This is a genomic window from Halorussus caseinilyticus, from assembly GCF_029338395.1.
GTDB classification, from domain to species: Archaea; Halobacteriota; Halobacteria; order Halobacteriales; family Haladaptataceae; genus Halorussus; species Halorussus caseinilyticus.
The window spans coordinates 3,321,210-3,339,144 of the sequence record NZ_CP119809.1 but is presented as its reverse complement, the minus strand read 5'-3'; the positions used below and the strand labels follow the sequence as shown (position 1 = coordinate 3,339,144).

Annotated in this window: 14 protein-coding genes; 9 read left to right on the top strand and 5 right to left on the bottom strand. The window is 63.9% G+C overall.

Annotated elements, in window-relative coordinates:
- Window positions 1–67 precede the first annotated feature (67 nt).
- From P2T60_RS16875 to P2T60_RS16865, 3 genes are all read left to right on the top strand, one after another.
- Window positions 68–229, top strand: a complete 162-nt coding sequence (locus P2T60_RS16875) for a hypothetical protein (protein WP_276280402.1) — start codon at window positions 68–70, stop codon at window positions 227–229.
- A gap of 1,098 nt (window positions 230–1,327) precedes the next feature.
- Window positions 1,328–3,388: an excinuclease ABC subunit UvrB gene (uvrB, locus tag P2T60_RS16870; RefSeq protein WP_276280401.1), complete on the top strand. Its 2,061-nt coding sequence runs from the start codon at window positions 1,328–1,330 to the stop codon at window positions 3,386–3,388.
- 193 nt (window positions 3,389–3,581) lie between these two features.
- The gene (locus P2T60_RS16865) at window positions 3,582–4,451 is read left to right on the top strand and encodes a sulfite exporter TauE/SafE family protein (protein WP_276280400.1); all 870 of its coding nucleotides are present in this window, start codon (window positions 3,582–3,584) and stop codon (window positions 4,449–4,451) included.
- Window positions 4,452–4,478: 27 nt separating this feature from the next.
- Here P2T60_RS16865 and P2T60_RS16860 read toward each other — a convergent pair whose 3' ends face one another.
- Window positions 4,479–5,108, bottom strand: a complete 630-nt coding sequence (locus tag P2T60_RS16860) for a rubrerythrin family protein (RefSeq protein ID WP_276280399.1) — start codon at window positions 5,106–5,108, stop codon at window positions 4,479–4,481.
- 142 nt (window positions 5,109–5,250) lie between these two features.
- Between P2T60_RS16860 and P2T60_RS16855 the strand changes: the two genes are divergently transcribed.
- Window positions 5,251–5,604 carry a hypothetical protein gene (locus P2T60_RS16855; RefSeq protein WP_276280398.1) on the top strand — a complete coding sequence of 118 codons (354 nt, stop codon included), beginning with the start codon at window positions 5,251–5,253 and terminating at the stop codon, window positions 5,602–5,604.
- Between the two features lie 13 nt (window positions 5,605–5,617).
- On the opposite strand, the gene P2T60_RS16850 is transcribed toward P2T60_RS16855, so the two are convergent.
- Both P2T60_RS16850 and P2T60_RS16845 read right to left on the bottom strand, forming a co-directional pair.
- Complete coding sequence (locus P2T60_RS16850) at window positions 5,618–6,433, bottom strand: hypothetical protein (protein ID WP_276280397.1); 816 nt, start codon at window positions 6,431–6,433, stop codon at window positions 5,618–5,620.
- A gap of 98 nt (window positions 6,434–6,531) precedes the next feature.
- Entirely contained in the window at window positions 6,532–7,398 is an 867-nt protein-coding gene (locus P2T60_RS16845) for a sulfurtransferase (RefSeq protein ID WP_276280396.1), read from the bottom strand.
- Window positions 7,399–7,632: 234 nt separating this feature from the next.
- Between P2T60_RS16845 and P2T60_RS16840 the strand changes: the two genes are divergently transcribed.
- Complete coding sequence (locus P2T60_RS16840) at window positions 7,633–8,412, top strand: sulfurtransferase (protein ID WP_276280395.1); 780 nt, start codon at window positions 7,633–7,635, stop codon at window positions 8,410–8,412.
- Between the two features lie 216 nt (window positions 8,413–8,628).
- On the opposite strand, the gene P2T60_RS16835 is transcribed toward P2T60_RS16840, so the two are convergent.
- Window positions 8,629–9,624, bottom strand: a complete 996-nt coding sequence (locus tag P2T60_RS16835; RefSeq protein ID WP_276280394.1) for an AI-2E family transporter — start codon at window positions 9,622–9,624, stop codon at window positions 8,629–8,631.
- 367 nt (window positions 9,625–9,991) lie between these two features.
- Between P2T60_RS16835 and P2T60_RS16830 the strand changes: the two genes are divergently transcribed.
- From P2T60_RS16830 to P2T60_RS16815, 4 genes are all read left to right on the top strand, one after another.
- Window positions 9,992–11,146: a thiamine ABC transporter substrate-binding protein gene (locus P2T60_RS16830; RefSeq protein ID WP_276280393.1), complete on the top strand. Its 1,155-nt coding sequence runs from the start codon at window positions 9,992–9,994 to the stop codon at window positions 11,144–11,146.
- Between the two features lie 4 nt (window positions 11,147–11,150).
- Window positions 11,151–12,938, top strand: coding sequence for an ABC transporter permease (locus P2T60_RS16825; RefSeq protein WP_276280392.1), 1,788 nt, complete (start codon window positions 11,151–11,153; stop codon window positions 12,936–12,938).
- Window positions 12,939–12,987: 49 nt separating this feature from the next.
- Window positions 12,988–14,028: an ABC transporter ATP-binding protein gene (locus tag P2T60_RS16820; RefSeq protein WP_276280391.1), complete on the top strand. Its 1,041-nt coding sequence runs from the start codon at window positions 12,988–12,990 to the stop codon at window positions 14,026–14,028.
- 159 nt (window positions 14,029–14,187) lie between these two features.
- The gene (locus P2T60_RS16815; RefSeq protein WP_276280390.1) at window positions 14,188–15,204 is read left to right on the top strand and encodes a methyl-accepting chemotaxis protein; all 1,017 of its coding nucleotides are present in this window, start codon (window positions 14,188–14,190) and stop codon (window positions 15,202–15,204) included.
- A gap of 5 nt (window positions 15,205–15,209) precedes the next feature.
- Here P2T60_RS16815 and P2T60_RS16810 read toward each other — a convergent pair whose 3' ends face one another.
- Window positions 15,210–17,567, bottom strand: a complete 2,358-nt coding sequence (locus tag P2T60_RS16810; RefSeq protein ID WP_276280389.1) for an ATP-dependent DNA helicase — start codon at window positions 17,565–17,567, stop codon at window positions 15,210–15,212.
- Between the last annotated feature and the right edge of the window lie 368 nt (window positions 17,568–17,935).

Here is a 17,935-nt window from a genome sequence, read left to right as displayed (position 1 = left end):
CGACGGTAACTCGGTCCGCGTCACGCCCGCGGAACCCTTTTCGGCGCGTACCGCGTATCACGGTACCATGCCGCACAAGAAGCACCACCGATGCAACCGCTGTGGGAAGGACTTCGAGACGGGGCGCGAACTGGAGGAACACGTAGAGCGCAGGCACCCGAAGGAGGACCTCCACTGGTGGGTAGTCGCCGAGGACCCGCGGGACTTGCCGTTCGAAGTCCGGGAGTGACGAAACGTTCGTTGGCGTCGGTTCGTCCTTCAAAATCATCTTTCCATAGATTTATAGTCGTCTGATAGAACAACCTAAATAGGCAATCTCGACTACAGGATGGGTAGTAATAATAAGAAATCTGATGGTGAAAGCAGAGGTTCGGAGCGACATCGTTCGTCCTCTGCACGTCGTGAATGGGCACAAAAAATGCTCAGAACGGTCGCTGAACTCCGGTTGCGTTCGCCTCAGTATCACGCATCGTGGTATAGAAACGGAACGATACGGAAAGAGGCTCATAGAACCGTCGAAGGGCAAATAGAGTGGATACGGGAAATCGACAGTAAGGCGATGAGGACCCTACGATTCAATACGATACTTCTCGGACTCATCGTTCCTGCGTTCTCATTTGCGGTAAAATACGGAGTAGTAGACAGTATCAGCGCGTTTTATACCATACATACAAAAGTCGGAATTATCTCGCTCGTCGCTTCGACCGCGTTTGCTGGCGTTACATACACTTCGTCAAGCATTGAAGCAGGTATTTCGAGTAAAGATATACGAACCGCACATAAAAGAGAGCTAGTCGATAAGGAGGTTCACGACACGGTTATCAATAGCTATAAGAACTGGATTGAGTCAAACCGGGAAACAATCTTTTGGAATACAATCTTAGTAACGATAACTATTTTATTAATGATATACGCACTCGTCTTTCTATCTCTCGGTATTGCTTCTGCATTATCTGGAGACCTCCCCAAGATTATCAAATACGTCGCGTACGGGGGACTACTCTCGTAGTAACGATTTTATCTCAAGCTCTATGATAGGGAATATCGGGTCTATCCGACCACATAACTTAAATACCGAGCGGATGAACTGGCAAACATGAGTTGGAAGCCAGCCGAGTCCGCCGAACGTGTCTCCAAAATGGGAAACTACGTGGACGCTGGTGACGATAACGAAACCCTCGTCTTTGAGGGCGAGACGCTGGCTCACAGTCCGCGACTCGCACGGCGGTTCGCCGGTTGGGTTTCGCGGAAATTCGAGTAACTCTACTTCTCTTATTTTTCGACAAACGACCATCTCAAGTGCCTCCAATCCCTAACTGCGTCCACAATGAGCGACGCCGACAGCGGGCCGCTTTCGCCCGACAGACCCGAGGCCGAGTCCGACTTCCGGGTCGATGCGCCCTTCGACCCGGCGGGCGACCAACCCGAGGCCATCGAGCAGTTGGCCGAGGGGTTCGAATCGGGCATGGACAAACAGACGTTGCTCGGGGTGACGGGTTCCGGGAAAACCAACACCGTCTCGTGGGTGGTCGAGGAAATCGAGCAACCCACGCTGGTCATCGCGCACAACAAGACGCTGGCCGCCCAACTCTACGAGGAGTTTCGGAACCTCTTCCCCGACAACGCCGTCGAGTACTTCGTCTCCTACTACGACTACTACCAACCCGAAGCCTACGTCGAACAGACCGACAAGTACATCGAGAAAGACGCCTCCATCAACGAGGAAATCGACCGACTCAGGCACTCGGCGACTCGCTCGTTGCTCACCCGCGACGACGTAATCGTGGTGGCCTCGGTCTCCGCGATTTACGGTCTGGGCGACCCGCGCAACTACGAGGAGATGAGTCTCCGCCTCGAAGTCGGCGACGAGGTGGGCCGCGACGAACTGCTGGCGCGCCTCGTGGACCTGAACTACGAGCGCAACGACGTGGACTTCACGCAGGGCACCTTCCGGGTCCGGGGCGACACTATCGAAATCTTCCCGATGTACGGTCGGTACGCCGTGCGCGTCGAGTTGTGGGGCGACGAGATAGACCGCATGATGAAGGTGGACCCCTTGGAGGGTGAAGTGGTCTCGCAAGAATCCGCGGTGCTGGTCCACCCCGGCGAACACTACTCCATCCCCGAACGGACGATGGAGGAGGCCATCGCCGAAATCGAGGACGACTTGGACGACCGGATTCGGTACTTCGAGCGCAACGACGACCTCGTGGCCGCCCAGCGAATCGAGGAGCGGACAACCTTCGACTTGGAGATGATGAAGGAGGCCGGATACTGCTCGGGCATCGAGAACTACTCGGTCTACCTCTCGGACCGCGAACCCGGCGACGCCCCCTTCACCCTGCTGGACTACTTCCCCGACGACTTCCTCACGGTCATCGACGAGTCCCACCAGACCGTCCCCCAAATCAAGGGGCAGTTCGCGGGCGACAAGTCCCGAAAGGACTCGCTGGTCGAGAACGGCTTCCGCCTGCCCACGGCCTACGACAACCGGCCGCTCACCTTCGAGGAGTTCGAGGAGAAGACCGACCAGACCCTCTACGTCTCGGCGACGCCCGCCGACTACGAACGCGACGCGAGCGACCAAATCGTGGAGCAAATCGTCCGGCCGACCCACCTCGTGGACCCGAAGGTCGAAGTCGCCGAGGCCGAGGGCCAGATAGACGACCTGATGGACCGCATCGAGAGGCGGACCGAGAACGACGAGCGCGTCCTCGTGACGACGCTGACCAAGCGCATGGCCGAGGACCTGACCGAGTACCTCGAAGAGGCGGGCGTGGCAGTCGAGTACATGCACGACGAGACCGACACCCTCGAACGCCACGAACTCGTCCGGGGCCTGCGCCTCGGCGAGTTCGACGTGCTGGTCGGCATCAACCTCCTGCGCGAGGGTCTCGACATCCCCGAAGTCTCGCTCGTCGCCATCCTCGACGCCGACCAGCAGGGATTCCTGCGCTCGGAGACCTCGCTCGTCCAGACGATGGGTCGCGCCGCCCGGAACGTCAACGGCGAGGTGGTCCTCTACGCCGACGAGACCACCGACGCGATGGAGGCCGCAATCGGCGAGACTCAGCGCCGCCGGGCCATCCAGCAGGAGTTCAACGAGGAACACGGCTTCGAACCGACGACCATCGACAAGGAAGTCTCGGAGGCCAACCTGCCGGGGAGCAAGACCGACACCTCCGGCGTGACCTCGGGCGAACCGGAGACCGACGACGAGGCCGAGCGCCGCATCGAGGAACTCGAAGAGCGCATGCAGGAGGCCGCGAGCAACCTCGAATTCGAACTCGCGGCGGACATCCGCGACCGAATCCGAGAACTCCGCGAGGAGTTCGAGGTTGACGTGGACGTGGAGGGCGGCGTGCCGGAACCGCGCGGCGAGTTCTGACTCCTGCGGACGCCAGTCTCTCGTCTGGTCGTCTCGGCCCCGAGAACGTCATCGTCGCTCAGAACGCTTTCTGGTTCATCAAACCTTTTCCGTGAGCCGTCTTTTAGACCGGGCCACCATGGAACGACAACTTCGATTCGGTCGCCCGTGCCCCGGACACCCGATTCAGCCACCGACAGGGGGATTCGCGTAGATGGCGCTTCCGCTCGGTTTCTCCGCAATCGGTCTCCTGACGTTTCTGCTTCTGACGTTCACCATCGCCACGACGGTCAACACCTTCGCTATGGAGGCGGCGGTGCTGTTCGTCCCCGCGTTCATGTTCGTCTACCCGGAAGTCGTCCCGGCGTTCCCGAGCATCCCGTTGCAGGCCGCTATCGGTCTCGCACTGTTCGTGGAGCTGTTCGGGTACACCAGTAGCGTCTCGGCGTACTACTACCGGGGACACATCGACCTCGACGTTGCGAAAGCCATCCTCGCGGTCAGCATCCCAGTGGCGGTTCTCACGCGGGCGCTCTCGTACTTCGCTCCCTCGACGGTCCTGAAACTGCTGTTCGGCGGGATGCTCGTCCTGCTCTCGGCGGTCCTGTTCAAGGCCCATCAGGGTGGCTCCCACGACGAGAGAGTCGCCGCGGACGGCGGCCAGACTGTCTCTCCGGCCGCGACGTTCGACCGCTACGACCGACTCGTCGCGGGCGTCGGCGGCGCGATGGCCGGGTTCGTCGCCATCGCCATCGGCGAACTCACCCAGACGCTCCTGACGGTTCGCAAGCGCGTGTCCGTCCGCGTCTCCACGGGCACGAGTGCGCTCGTCCTCCACGGGACTATCGTCGGCGCGCTAATCACGAACCTGTTCCTGCTGAAGTTCGCGCCACCCGCGTTCAGCGGCCACGACTTCACCGTGCCGTTCGGGTTCGGTCTCGTCGCCGGACTCGCCTGCGCCTGCGGTGGACAGGCGGGCGCGTTCATCAACAGTCGCGTGCCCGAGGAGATTACCATTCGCGCCATGATGACCGTCTACTCGCTAGTCGGCGCGTTCATGGTCTACCGCGTTCTGTTCCTCTGACGTGCGCCCGAACCGAAACCTACGGTCCTAACACACCGGTTTCGGGTTCACGCCCATCCCTTCGAGCGTCTCGGTGTACTCGTCGTAGGCAGTCCCAATCGCGCCGCTGGCCGCTTCGAGCGCGGCGTCCCAGTCGTCGTCGCCGTCACAGACTTCTGCCAGTAACTCGGTCCCGCGCTCCAGTTGGCCGTCCAAGTCGCCGCCCAAATCGCGGAACAGTTGGGCGGTCTGGGGGTCGGCCTGTCCGACGAAGAAGCCCACCATCTGCTCTTTGGACTTCTCGCTGGCGAGAGTCCGACCGAGGAATCCGCCGACGCGGGCGGCGTCGGCGTCTAACTCCCGAAGGTAGTCGTGGACGGCGGGCACCTCGGTCGGTTCGTGGTCGTCGTCCAACTTGCCGACGACCTGCTCGTAGTGGTCGCTCTCTTGGTCGGCGAAGTCGGCGAACGTCTCGCGGACCGACTCGGCGTCGGCGTCGTCGGCCCACTGCTGGAACGTCTCGCTGGCGGCGTACTCGGCGTCCGCGGCGGCGCGGAACACGGTTTCGGGTTCCATCTCGCCCTCGGTCTCGGCGTACAGCGACTTCGAAGAGCCGAGTCGGGAGAGCGCGGTTTCGTTCTCGTCACGAACGGTGTCGAGGAATTCGTCTGCGTTCATGGCCGGGAGTACGAAAGGAAGGCGCTTGTAAGTAGCGCCTGCGGAAAGTCGGGCCACTACGTCGGCGGCGGGTCGTTGCGCTCGGCCGGTCGAGTCGTCGGAACACCCCGGAACATTTGTCTCGCTCGACTGAAACCCGACTATGACCCCGACTCCCGCCGACCGAACTGTCCTGATAACCGGATGCGGGTCCGGCATCGGTCGCGCGACGGCGCGCGCGTTCGCCGACATTGACGCCTCGCCGGAGTACCGCGACGTGTACGACTTCCACGAGGAGGGACCTTTCCTCAACGGCGGCCCGCTGGCGGTCGAACCCGAGGCGGTCGCCGAGGCGATTCTGTGCGCGGTCTCGTCGTCCAATCCGAAGTCGCGCTATCCCGTCGGCGTGGCTCGATGGCTCGTCTTCCTGCGGTTTCTTCCCGACTCGCTTCAGAACAAGGGTCGCTGGGCGATTGGGAAATTAGGGACGGAGCTTCGACGGTTCGGACTGGTTTAAAAATCGAGGTTCTCTACGACCTGCTCTTCGACTGCTCGTATGCCTCCCCGAGCCAGTCCGGTTGTTCCACCGTCACGTTACCGCCGACCTCGACTCGGTATTCCCGGCGAACTCTCACCGTCTTGTTCCCCTTTGATAAGGTGTATCGGTGGGTGATTCGATGAATGAGTCCTCGCTCGTCGATTACCGCCGTACTGGTGAAGTTCATCGCGTTCACCGGGAACCAAGTGTAGTTATCTTGGCGGAATCGGTACTTAATGAACGTTCGGCCATCCCGGCGGTAGGCTTCTGTTTCCGTGTAGTTCACGGTTCGAAGGAGTTCTATCGCGGAAGTCGGCAAGATGGAGGCGGTGTCGTTAGACCACGTATTTTCCCGGTGCCACTTGCGGTGGCTCGTGTCGTTAAAACCGACTTCCTTCCGAGGTTTGACGATGTACAACGGAGATATCCCGCCCATGTCTCGTTTCCGGACCACGGTCGTTTCGTTGGCAAAGAGGGCGGGTGCGGTCCCATCTCCTCGTTCCATGCGAACTCTGAGCCGTCTCCTATCGAGATTGCTCTCTGTGACCGAACGAATACGGGTAATGTTTCCGCCTCGGTCCCTTCGAATCTCGAACGTCGCTTCGTAGTTCTTGTCAGCGATAAATTCATCGTGAGCGTTGACGAGTGCTTGAGGGTCCGTGACTCCAGACTCGTTCGTCCCGTTTGGGAACGATACCTCTTCGAGAGGGACCGACGTACCGGTGTCCGTCGTTCCGCTCAGTCCTCCGGTACATCCCGACAGGACGAGAGCGGCGAACAGACAAACTGCTAGTGTCGTTTTTCGCATCGTGTCACAAACGAATCAATCGGACTCACAAATATGTGTATATTCCCACACGACGGCCACCGGGTAAAGAAGTAAAGTCGCTACGAAAACGTCCCGACTTACTCGCCGCTACCCGTCTCGATGGGCGCGTCCACGAGGTTGCCCCACTCGGTCCACGACCCGTCGTAGTTGACGGTATCGTCGTAGCCGAGCAGTTCGTGGAGCGCGAACCACGCGACGGAGGAGCGCTCACCGATGCGGCAGTACGCGACGGTCGTACCGTCGCCGTCGATGCCCTCGTCGGCGTAGAGTTCTTCGAGTTCGTCGCGGGTCTTGAAGGTGCCGTCGGCGTTGGTGACGGCGGCCCACGAGATGTTTCGCGCGCCGGGGATGTGGCCGCCGCGCTGGGCGGTCTCTTGGAGTCCCGGCGGGGCCAGCACTTCGCCGCTGTACTCCTCGGGCGAGCGCACGTCCACCAGCGGAACGCCGCGGTCGATGGCCTTCTCCACGTCGTCGCGGTACGCGCGGATGGACTCGCGCGGGCCGCCAGCGTCGTAGGTCTGTTCGGAGAACTCCGGCACCTCGTCGGTGGTCGAGTAGTCGTTTTCGAGCCAGTAGTCTCGGCCGCCGTCGAGCAGTCGCACGTCGTCGTGGCCGTAGTACTTGAACTGCCAGTAGGCGTAGGCGGCGAACCAGTTGGAGTTGTCGCCGTAGAGGACCACGGTGGAGTCCTCGGTGATACCGTGAGAGCCGAGGAGGTCCTCGAAGTCGGCCTTTTCGAGGATGTCGCGCTGAGTCTGGTCCTGCAGTTGGGTCTCCCAGTTGAAGCCGATTGCGCCCGGCGCGTGGGACTCTTCGTATGCTTCGGTGTCTACGTCGACCTCTACCAGTCGGTACTCGGGGTCGTCGCTTTGGAACTCGTCTAGGTGATTCTCCACCCAGTCGGCGGAGACGAGAACGTCGTTGGCGTACTCGGTGTCGCTCATGAGCGTCTAGTGGTTCACGTTCTCTCGTTATATCCCCTTTACTTACGGTAGGTAACGCCTTGTGTCCCCTCTACCGGAAACGATTGCCGGATTCGAACCCCGGCGATATAAGTATACTCGAAGTGACAGTGACCGTGAGTCGGAAATCGGCAATTCTCGCTGATAGCTGTGAGACGTTGCGAGAGACTGCTCGGAACCGGAGGCATTTACCCCCGGCGCGCCTACGCTCGTCCGATGAACGAGAACGTCGTAGTCAGTGCCGAGTGGGTCGCCGACCACCTCGGCGAAGTCGCGGTCGTAGACGTGCGCGAGGCGTGGGAGTACGACGGCATCGGCCACCTCCCCGGCGCGGTCAGCGTCCCGTTCGACGAGTTCCGGAGCGAGGACGGCGACGAAGGCATGTTGCCGGGTGCCGAGGCGTGGGCCGACCTGATGGCCGAAGCGGGCGTCTCGGACGACGACACGCTGGTCGCGTACGACGACACCCACGGCGTGTTCGCCGCGCGATTCCTCGTGACCGCCGAGTGCTACGGCCACGAGGACCTCCGCCTGCTCGACGGCGACTTCAGCGCGTGGATGCAGGAGTTCGAGACGAGTAGCGCCGCGCCGGACACCGAACGCGCGGAGTACGAAGTCGGCGACCCCGACGACTCGCCGCTGGTGGGCCACGAAGAAGTCGAAGAAGCCATCGAGGACCCCGAAACCGTCGTCGTGGACACCCGCGACGACTGGGAGTACGAGGAGGGCCACGTCCCCGGCGCGGTCAACCTCGACTGGCGCGAACTGGTGGACGACGAGACCCGCGGACTGAAACCCCGCGAGGAGTTAGACGAGATTCTGGAGGCTCACGGCGTCACGCCCGACAAGCGCGTGGTTCTCTACTGCAACACCGCCCGGCGAATCAGCCACACCTACGTCGTCCTCTCGTCGCTCGGGTACGACGACTTGGCGTTCTACGAGGGCAGTCTGACCGAGTGGGAGGCGGTCGGCGGTCCCATCGAGACGGGTTCGTGAGCGTCTGATTTCTCGGTTTTTCTCGTTCGAGTCGTCTTCGTCGTGGGTCGGCCGTCTTGGTCGCAGGTTAGTCGTCGGGGTGTTCGTCGTGTTCTGGTTCGTCGGAGTCCTTCGGTCGAGGTAGTTGCCGTGAGAAGCGCGCCGACAGACATATAACTATTCCTTTTGGAATGAAATAGAATTGTATAGCAAATAAAAGCCATTCTTAGAATCGGTCTACCCACCGCCGTCGCCGTTCACCTCGGCCGCGAGCAACTCCGCCGCCTCCACGAGCAACGCGACGACCAGCGGTCCGGCGATGAACCCTATCGGCCCGACGCTGAGCAGGCCGCCGGTAAAGCCCACGAAGTAGAGGCTTCCCGGCAGGTGGGCCGTCTCGCGGGCCAACCGCGTCCGGATAACCGCGTCCGGGAGCCATCCGACGACCACTCCGCCGACCGTGAGGACCAGTAGCGCCGCGACCACCTCGTCGGCCGCCAGTCGGGAGACCGCCAGCAGAGCGACCAGAAACGACGGGCCAACGATGGGGAGGAACTGGAGGAAACCGGCCACGAGCGCGAGCGTGAGGTAGAACTGGTAGTCCAACAGATAGAACACCGGGAGCGCGACGAGGAACGTCGCCGCCGCCGTCGCCGCTTGCAGGACGTAGATGGCGAAGAGAGTCTCTCGCGTGCGCTCGTGGAACGCCGCGGCCACGTCCCGGTAGGCGTGGGGCACCGGCGCGAGCAGAGCGCGGCGGGTCTCGCCCCGCCGAATCAACAGCGCGAACACCAACAGCACGAACAGCGTGCCCTTGAGCGCGAGGACCGGCGCGAGGCGGGCCATAGCTAGCGCGACGACGCCGAGGTACTCGCGCGTGACCTCGGTCACGACTCCGGCATCGACGGTGAACGCCGTCCCGAAGAGTTCGACGGTCACGCTCTCGGGCAGGTCGAGGAGGAACCCCACCAACTCGCTCCGCCGCCGGTAGACCAGAAACCCGAACGACGCGAAGAACAACAGCACGCTGACGAACGCCACCGTCGTCGCGGCGGCGCTGGCCCACCACGACGGAACTCCGCGCCGGACGAACCGCTCGTGAAGCGGCACGAGGACGTACGCCACCGTAACCGCGAAGAAGACGGTGCCGAGTACGTCGAACAGCACCGCGGCCGCGAGCAGACCGAGCAGTGCCAGCACCCCCACCAGCACCCGCTGTCGCGCCGCGGACATACCGTGTCAATCGAACCCGCGGAGCAAAACGTTTCGGTCCACTTAGGCTCTGGGTCGCTACGCGTCGTCACCGTGACCGGAAGAGCGGCGACCGCAGGAACTGCTGTGAAGTGGGTTCAGAACGCCCCCGCCCGCTCGTGGGACCGCGAGCGGGCGGTCTCTTCTTCCGTCGGTTGGTCCGCCGAGCGCGTCCGTGTCGGTTGGTCCGCCGAGCGCGTCCGTGTCGGTTGGTCCGCCGAGCGTTTGCCGGTCCGGTCGGCCTGCTTTCGCATTTCCGAGCGGTCTCGCATCGAGACGCGCGCTCGCACCTCGAATCCCCGGGTCCAGATGACGCAAACTAAGTATCACTGGATGTAACCACCAAGTAATGAGACGACGAACCGTTCTGAAGCACGGCGCGACGGCCACGCTCGTCGGCCTCGCCGGTTGTACCGGCGGCGAGGGCGGGCAGGAGACGACCACCGACGAGACGACGACCGATACCGGAATGCGCACGACCACCGAAGAGACCACCGCCGAAACCACGACCGAAGAAAGCCTCAGCGGGACGCTGAAGGTCGCTACCTACAGTTCGTTCGTGGACGCGCCGAGTTCCTCGCCGGGCGCGTGGCTCAAAAACGAGTTCGAGAAGCGCCACCCCGACGTGACAGTCGAGTGGAAGACGCCCGAGAACGAACTCAACTACTACGTCCAGCGCGCCACGCAGGGCGTGGACGTGGACGCCGACGTGTACGTCGGACTCAACGTGGACCACCTCATCCGAATCGACGAGAAACTCGGCGAGAAGCGCCTGTTCGCGCCGATGGCCGACCAACTCTCGAACTACGGCCACGTCAAAGAGGGTCTCAAGTTCGACCCGAAACGGCGCGCGATTCCCTACGACACGGGCTACATCAGTCTCGTCTACGACGAGAACGAAATCCAGCAGGCCCCCGAGACCTTCCAAGACCTGCTGAAAGACCGCTACGAGGGCAAACTCATCGTCCAGAACGCCAAGACCGCCGCCACCGGCCGGGCGTTCCTTCTGTGGACCGTCAACACCCTCGGCGAGGACCAGTACCTCGACTACTGGACGAAGTTGGAGCAGAACGGCATCAAGATTCTGGGGTCGTGGAGCGACGCCTACACCGCCTACGAGAACGGCGAGGCCCCGATGGTGGTCTCGTACTCCACCGACCAAGTGTATGCCAACCGGCAGGACAAGGACCTCTCGAAGCATCAGGTCGGCTTCCTCAACGACCAAGGCTACGCCAACCCCGAGGGGATGGCGAAGTTCGCCGACACCGACAATCCCGAACTCGCCGCGGCGTTCATGGACTTCCTGCTCAGCAAACAGGCCCAGCAGAAGATAGCCCAACTCAACGTCCAGTTCCCCGCCACCGACTGGGCACCCCTCAGCGCCGAGTTCCAGAAGTACGCCAAGACGCCCGAGAACCCAGTCACGTTCACCTACGAGGAGTTGCAGGGCAACGTGGACGACTGGGTGGACGCGTGGGCGCGCCAGATAGCGGGCGGCAAGTAGACGCGTGGCTCGGCCCGGTGACGACCCGGCCCGAGCGGTGGGCCGATGGCTCGAACGCCACGCAGTCTCGACCCTCGGCGTAGCGACTGCGCTCGTCCTCGCCGTCGTCTTCTACTACCCCGTCCTCACGGTGTTCGCCGACGCGATTCGGGTCGGCGGCGCGTGGACGCTCGAAGTCGTCCGCGAGGTCCTGACCGACCCGTTCTACTTCGGCGTCCTCGCCCCGCTCTTCGGCGGCGACTTCGGCGCAGTCGCCGAAGTCGCCGCGGAGTCGCCGCTGGGCCTGTTCGGGTTCACCGCGTACCAAGCGTTCCTCTCGACCGTCGCCAGCGTCTTGCTCGGCCTGCCGGGGGCCTACGTCCTCTCGCGCTACGAGTTCCCCGGCAGGCGGACCGTGCGCTCGCTGACCATCCTCCCGTTCGTGATGCCGTCCATCATGGTCGCCATCGGCTTCGTCGCCTTCTTCGGGACGAACGGCCCGCTGAACGACCTGCTGGCCGTCTTCGGTCTCGGTCCCGTCAACTTGCTGTTCACGCTCGAAGCCATCGTGGTCGCCCACGCCTTCTACAACGCGCCGCTGGTCGCCCGCGTCACGACGGCGGCGTGGGAGAGCGTGGACGCCCGGATGGTCGAGACCGCTCGGTCGCTCGGCGCGAACCCGTGGCGGGCGTTCCGGGACGTGCTTGCTCCCCAACTCCTCCCGGCGGTGCTGACGGGCGCGCTCCTCACCTTCGTCTTCACCTTCATGTCGTTCCCCATCGTCCTCGCGCTGGGCGGCTTTCAGTTGGCCACCGTCGAGGTGTGGGTCTACTCGCTGGTTCAGGAACTGGAGTACGCCGAGGCCGCGACCCTCGCGGTGGCAGAGACCGCCGTCTCGCTCGCGCTGACCTACGCCTACCTCCGGTACGAGGCCCGCCAGTCCGACGCGGGGCGGGCCGCGAACCCGCCGCCGCGCAAGCGCCTCCTGCCCGAGAGCTTCTCGCCGGTCGCCGCGCTCGAACGCGCGGGCGTGGTCGCCTACGCGCTCGTGGTCGTCGTGGTCTTCGTCGGTCCCGTCGTCAGCATGGTCGCCGAGAGCGTGACCGGACCCAACGGTCTCACCCTCCGGTACTACCAGTTCCTCGTCCAGCGACAGGCCGAGGGAGCTTCCTTCCAGACGAAACCGGGGGTCGCGGTCCGCAACTCGCTGGTCTTCGGCGCGGCGACTCTCCTCGTGGCGCTCCCGATGGGGGTGACGATTTCGGTCCTCACGACCCGCGGGGGCCGGGGTCGCCGACTCGCCGACGCGCTGGCGATGGCTCCGCTCGCGGTCAGCGGCGTCGTCGTCGGTCTCGGGATGCTCCGGGGTCTCGTCTTCGGCGTCGAACTCCTCGGTCACCGCGTGCAGGTGACCGGTCCGGTCGCCATCGCCCTCGCCCACGCCGTCGCGGCCTACCCCTTCGTGGTCCGGAACGTCGCGCCACTGCTCGGCGGCGTGGACCGCTCGGTCGTGGAGTCGGCGCGTGCGCTCGGCGCGACTCGGGTCAGGGCACTCCTCGACGTGGAACTCCCGCTGGTCGCCTCGGGGGTCGCGGCCGGAGCCGCGTTCGCGTTCGCCATCAGCATCGGCGAGTTCGATTCGACGGTGATTTTGGCGACCGGGAGCAGTAGCTACACGATGCCAGTCGCCGTCGAGCGATACATCGGCAACCGCACGCTCGGCCCGGCCACCGCGATGGGGACGGTCCTGCTGGCCGTCACCAGCGTCAGTTTCGTCGTGGTGGACAGACTCGGCGGGAGGTGGGAAGCGTGAGTCGCGCGCGGAACCGCGCGCGACTCGCGCCGCCGTGGAGGTGGGAGGCGTGACCGACCTCTCGCTTCGGGGAATCTCGAAGTCCTTCGAGGGCGTGACCGCCCTAAGCGACGTGACCCTCGACGTGGAAGACGGCGAGTTCTTCACGCTCGTCGGTCCCTCGGGATGCGGGAAGACCACCACGCTCAGGGCCATCGCCGGGTTCGAGTCGCCCGACTCCGGGTCGGTCAGGTTCGGCGACCGGGAGATGGCCGGGGTCGCCCCCGAGGACCGCGACGTGGGCATCGTCTTCCAGAACTACGCACTGTTTCCCCACATGACGGTCGGCGAGAACGTCGCCTACGGTCTCCGGTTCCGCGGGACGCCCGGCGGCCGGTCGAAGGAGGGGCGCGTGGCCGACCTGCTGGACCTCGTTGACCTCTCGGGGTTCGAGGAACGCAGTCCCGACGAACTCTCGGGCGGTCAGCGCCAGCGCGTCGCGCTGGCGCGGGCGCTCGCGCCCGGCCCGGACGTACTCCTGCTAGACGAACCCATGAGCGCCCTCGACGCTCGCCTCCGCCAGAACCTCCGGACGCAGGTCAAGCGGATTCAGTCGGAACTCGGGATTACCACGGTCTACGTCACCCACGACCAAGAGGAAGCCCTCGCGGTCAGCGACCGGGTGGCCGTCATAAACGACGGCCGGGTCGAACAGGTCGGCAAGCCAGAGGACGTGTACCGGCGGCCCGAGACCCGGTTCGTCGCGGAATTCCTCGGCGAGAACAACGTCTTCGAGGGCGAAGTCGATGGCGGGGAGGTCCGCGTCGGCGCGACTTCCTTCAGACTCGCGGGTCTCGACGCGCCCGAGGGGAGCGAAGTCGTCTTCTGTGTCCGCCCGGAGTATCTGGTCCGAGACGGGGGCGAGAACGCCTTCGAAGCGAGCGTCGAGGCAGTCGAGTTTCTCGGCGAGTCGTTCCGCGTGCATCTGGACTGGGACGGCCGGGGCGTGACTCTCCGGGTGCCGGAGCGTCCGGACGCCGAGCGACTGCTGGTCGGGTTCGACCCCGCGGACGCACACGTCGTCGCCACTGGCGGCGAGGGCGGGAAGTAGTTCGTCGCTGACTCGTCGGACCGGTCTATTGCTCGTGCGGTGGCCCGGCACGCTTCGGAAAATAAATAAATTACCATTTTTGGCCGAGGGAATAGGGGAGATTATGTGAAAATTTCGATAACCCATGTATTTTTCAAAGAGCAGTAAACATGTTCAAATATGGATGAATCGGGGGAAGCGTTCGAAAACGGAGTAGAACGCTCCGATAGCGGTGACGAAGCGGAACGAGACGACATCGAATACGCGGGAGAAGTCGAACTGGAGACGGAAGTCGAAGAGATAGAACAGGACATAGACGACGACGCCGACTACGACCGCGAGGCCGCCAGCGAGATACAGACCTCGCTCGCGGAACTACAGGAGTCCTCGGAAGGCATCGCCGACCAAGTTCACGAAATCACCGCGCTCGCACGCGAACAGTCCGACGGGATGTCGCAGGTGTCCGAGGAGGTTTCGGACCTGAGCGCCGCAGTCGAGGAAATCGCCTCGTCGTCGGAAGAAGTCGCGTCGGCCAGCGAGAAAGCCCGCCAAGAGGCCGAACGAGGGCAGGACGCCGCCGAAGAAGCCCAAGAGACGATGACCGAGATACAGGACGCGGCCGATAGCGTCGCCAGCGACGTGCAGACGATTCGTGAGAGCGTTCAGGACATCGACAACATCGTCGGCGTCATCAACGACATCGCCGAACAGACCAACCTGCTCGCGCTCAACGCCAACATCGAGGCCGCACGCGCCAGCGAAGGCGGCGACGGCTTCGCGGTGGTCGCCGACGAAATCAAGACTCTGGCCGAAGAGTCCCAGACGCAGGCGAGCGAAATCGAACAGAAAGTCAGTCGCATCCAAGCCGACACCGAGAACGCCGTCGAGAGTCTCGAAGAGAGCAATTCGCGGATAGACGAGGGGATAAAGACGGTAGACACGGCGGTCGGGAGTTTAGACGACATCGCCGAGTCGGTCCACGAGGTCAATCAGGGCATCGAAGAGGTGGCGTCGGCGACCGACCAACAGGCCGCGAGTACCGAAGAGGTCGCCGCGATGATAGACCAGACGACCGAGAACGCCGACGAAATCGCCGAGCGAACCGACGAAATCTCCGTGGAACTGGACGACCAGACCGACCAGATAACCGACGTGAACCGGGAACTCGACGAGTTAGTTGAGGGCAACGGGACGTAGACCGACTACTCCGTCCCGCGCCAGAATCGCTCTACTCCGAGCGACAGCATGTCCGGACTCACCGGCTGGAACTCCTCGCGTTCGGTCTCGGGGAAGTACTCGCGCACGCTGTCCCACGAGTCGCGGGCGTACCGCGAGTCCACCAGCACGCGGACTCCGACCTCCTCGGGACCGCGAATCACGCGGCCGAGGGCTTGGCGCGCCTTCCGGACCGCGGGGACCGTCAGCGCGTACTCGAAGCCGTCGCCGAACGCTCGCTCGTAGGCGGTCCTGACGGCTTTGGTCCGGGGACTCGCGGTGTTGATGATGGGGACGCCACAGACCACCGCGGCGCTGAGTCGGTCACCCTCGTAATCGACGCCCTCGGTGAGGGTGCCCCGGAGACTGGTCACGAGGACCTTCGAGTCGCCGCCGAAGAACTCGGCTTTCAGGTCCTCGGTCACGTCGTCGGCGCTACTCTCGTCCAGCAGGACCGACTTCCCGACTTTGGGGTTCTCCCGCAGGGTCTCGGCCGCCCACTCCGCCTCGGCGTAGTTGGGCATCCCCACGAGGACGTTGCCGGGCGTCTCGGTCGCAACGTCGCGGAGCGCGTCGGCGTACATCTGCCGTGCTTGGGTCTGCTCGCCCGGCGCACCCCGGTTGTCGTAGGTGAACTTTGGGGCGTCCACGGCGAAGCTCTCGCGGCGCTCCTCGGGGAAGTTCAGGCCGTAGGTCCGTTCCTCGACCGGACGGCCCTGCTCCTCGGCGAGGTGGTTCAGGCCCGTCACCTCCTCGAACACGTCCAACGGTTCGAGAGTCGCGCTCATCAGGACGCCGCCGCCGAACTCCGCGAGTCGCTCGCCGATGGCGTCGCTGGGCACGCAGTTCTGCATGGCGAGGCGGGCGTTGTACGCGCGCCGCCACGAAGTGTCGGGTTCCTTCTCGTTCCACGTCCGTTCGAGTTCTATCTCCCGGAAGTAGTGTTCGTGGTCGTTGCGGTACCACTCGCCGAGGACCCGGCCCGCGGCCGGGGCCGCCCGCTCTTTCTCGTCGTCCTCGGCCTCGTTCAGGATGCGGGCAACGACTGCGCCGACCGCCTCGGACTTGACCCAGATGCCGTCGTGGTAGCCCTCCGACTCGGCCCACTCCGAGATTTCGTCGGGTTGGGGATGGGTCGGGTCCCGCAGGGGAATCTCGTCGTCGGGCAGGTCGTGGAGGTTCGACTTCCATCCGCGGTGTTCGCGTTCGAGGTGGGCCGTGACCCGGCGGTCCAGTTCCTCTCGCAAATCGCGGAAGAAGTCGCGGGTCGCTTCCACGTCCGAGAGGGTCACGTCGCTGTCTTCGAGTTCGCCGCGCACGAGGTCGGCGTCCGCGGTGGTATGGGTCTCCTTGTCGCCGTCGAACTTCAGGGGTTGGACGACGCGGGTGAGTTCCGACTCGGCGTCGCGCAGGGTCTTGTCGCCCACCGCGTCGCTCACGAGGTCACGGACGCGGGGTTCGAGCATGTGTGCCTCGTCGCAGACGACGAAGGTCGAGTCGTCCAGTAGCGCGCCGGTGAACCCGCCGGTCGTCACGGGGTCGAAGGCGTGGTAGTAGTTGCCGACGACGACTTCGGCGTGGGCCAAGATTGCGCCCATCATCGAGTGCGGGCAGGTGCCGTGCTGGACCGACAGCGAGACCAACTCTTCGGGGTCGATGAGACCCATGCTATCGAAGTCGAACGGGACCGCCTCCACGGGGTCGCCGTCCTCCGGTAGTTCCTCCAAGAACTGCGCGTAGAACGGACAGTACTCCACGTCGTCGTACTCGGGCATCTCCGGCGGGTAGGGCGTCGGTTCGTCGGCGGTTTCGAGATAACTCGCGGCGGCCCGGCCTTGGGACCCCGAGTCGGCCAGTCCGGTCTGCTGGCTTCGCGCGCGCGAGACGAGATTTCGACCGGTCGTCGCTCCGGCCTCGCCGGTGATGGCGCGAGTGTCCTCGCGGAGCGACTCGCATCGCTCGTAGACGTTCGAGTCGTCGATGCCACCGGCGTTCTCGCGGTTGTACGGGCACACGTCGGCCTTCCCGACGAGGGTGAGCGCCGTCACGGGGTCCCAGTCGTCGGGGAGATTCGAATTGACGGTCCGGAGGTCTTCTTCGAACTGGCGGAGTTGCTGTTTGACGCTGGTGAGGACGACCACCCGCTCGTAGTGGCTGTCGGGGTCGCGGACGAGGTGGATGCCCGCCGTCAGCGCTAGCATGGTCTTGCCGGTCCCGCAGGCACCCTCGACCACCGCGAATCCGCCGTCTTCGGCGGTGTCGATGGCGGTTTCGATGCCGTCCACCTGCTCGTCGTACGGGTCGGCGTGGCCGAACACCTCGCGCCACGAATCGCTTGCGGTCACTGGGCCGGGGTTGGTCGGCTTCGGGTTTGAACGTTTGGAATCGGGGTATCCGGCGCGAACGCGGCCACCGGCCGTCGCGCCGTCGGACGCCGACGAGGTGCGTGTTCGAACTGGTAAAGATATGCGAAGGAAAGAAAAACAATTCTTAGAGTTAGGATTTTATTTCCCTCTGTCGGCGCGTGCGGGCGCGGCGTCGTCGGGAGCGGTGCGCGCCGCAACGCGGCGCGACTGAGAGCGGTACAACCGCGAACGAGCGACCGACGGCTCGGGGGATGCGGGTTGTCCCCCGGCGCTCGTGCGCCGCGCCCATCCGCGCGAGGGAGGAGTGAGCGACCGCAGGGAGCGAACGACGAGGCTGGGGAGGCGTG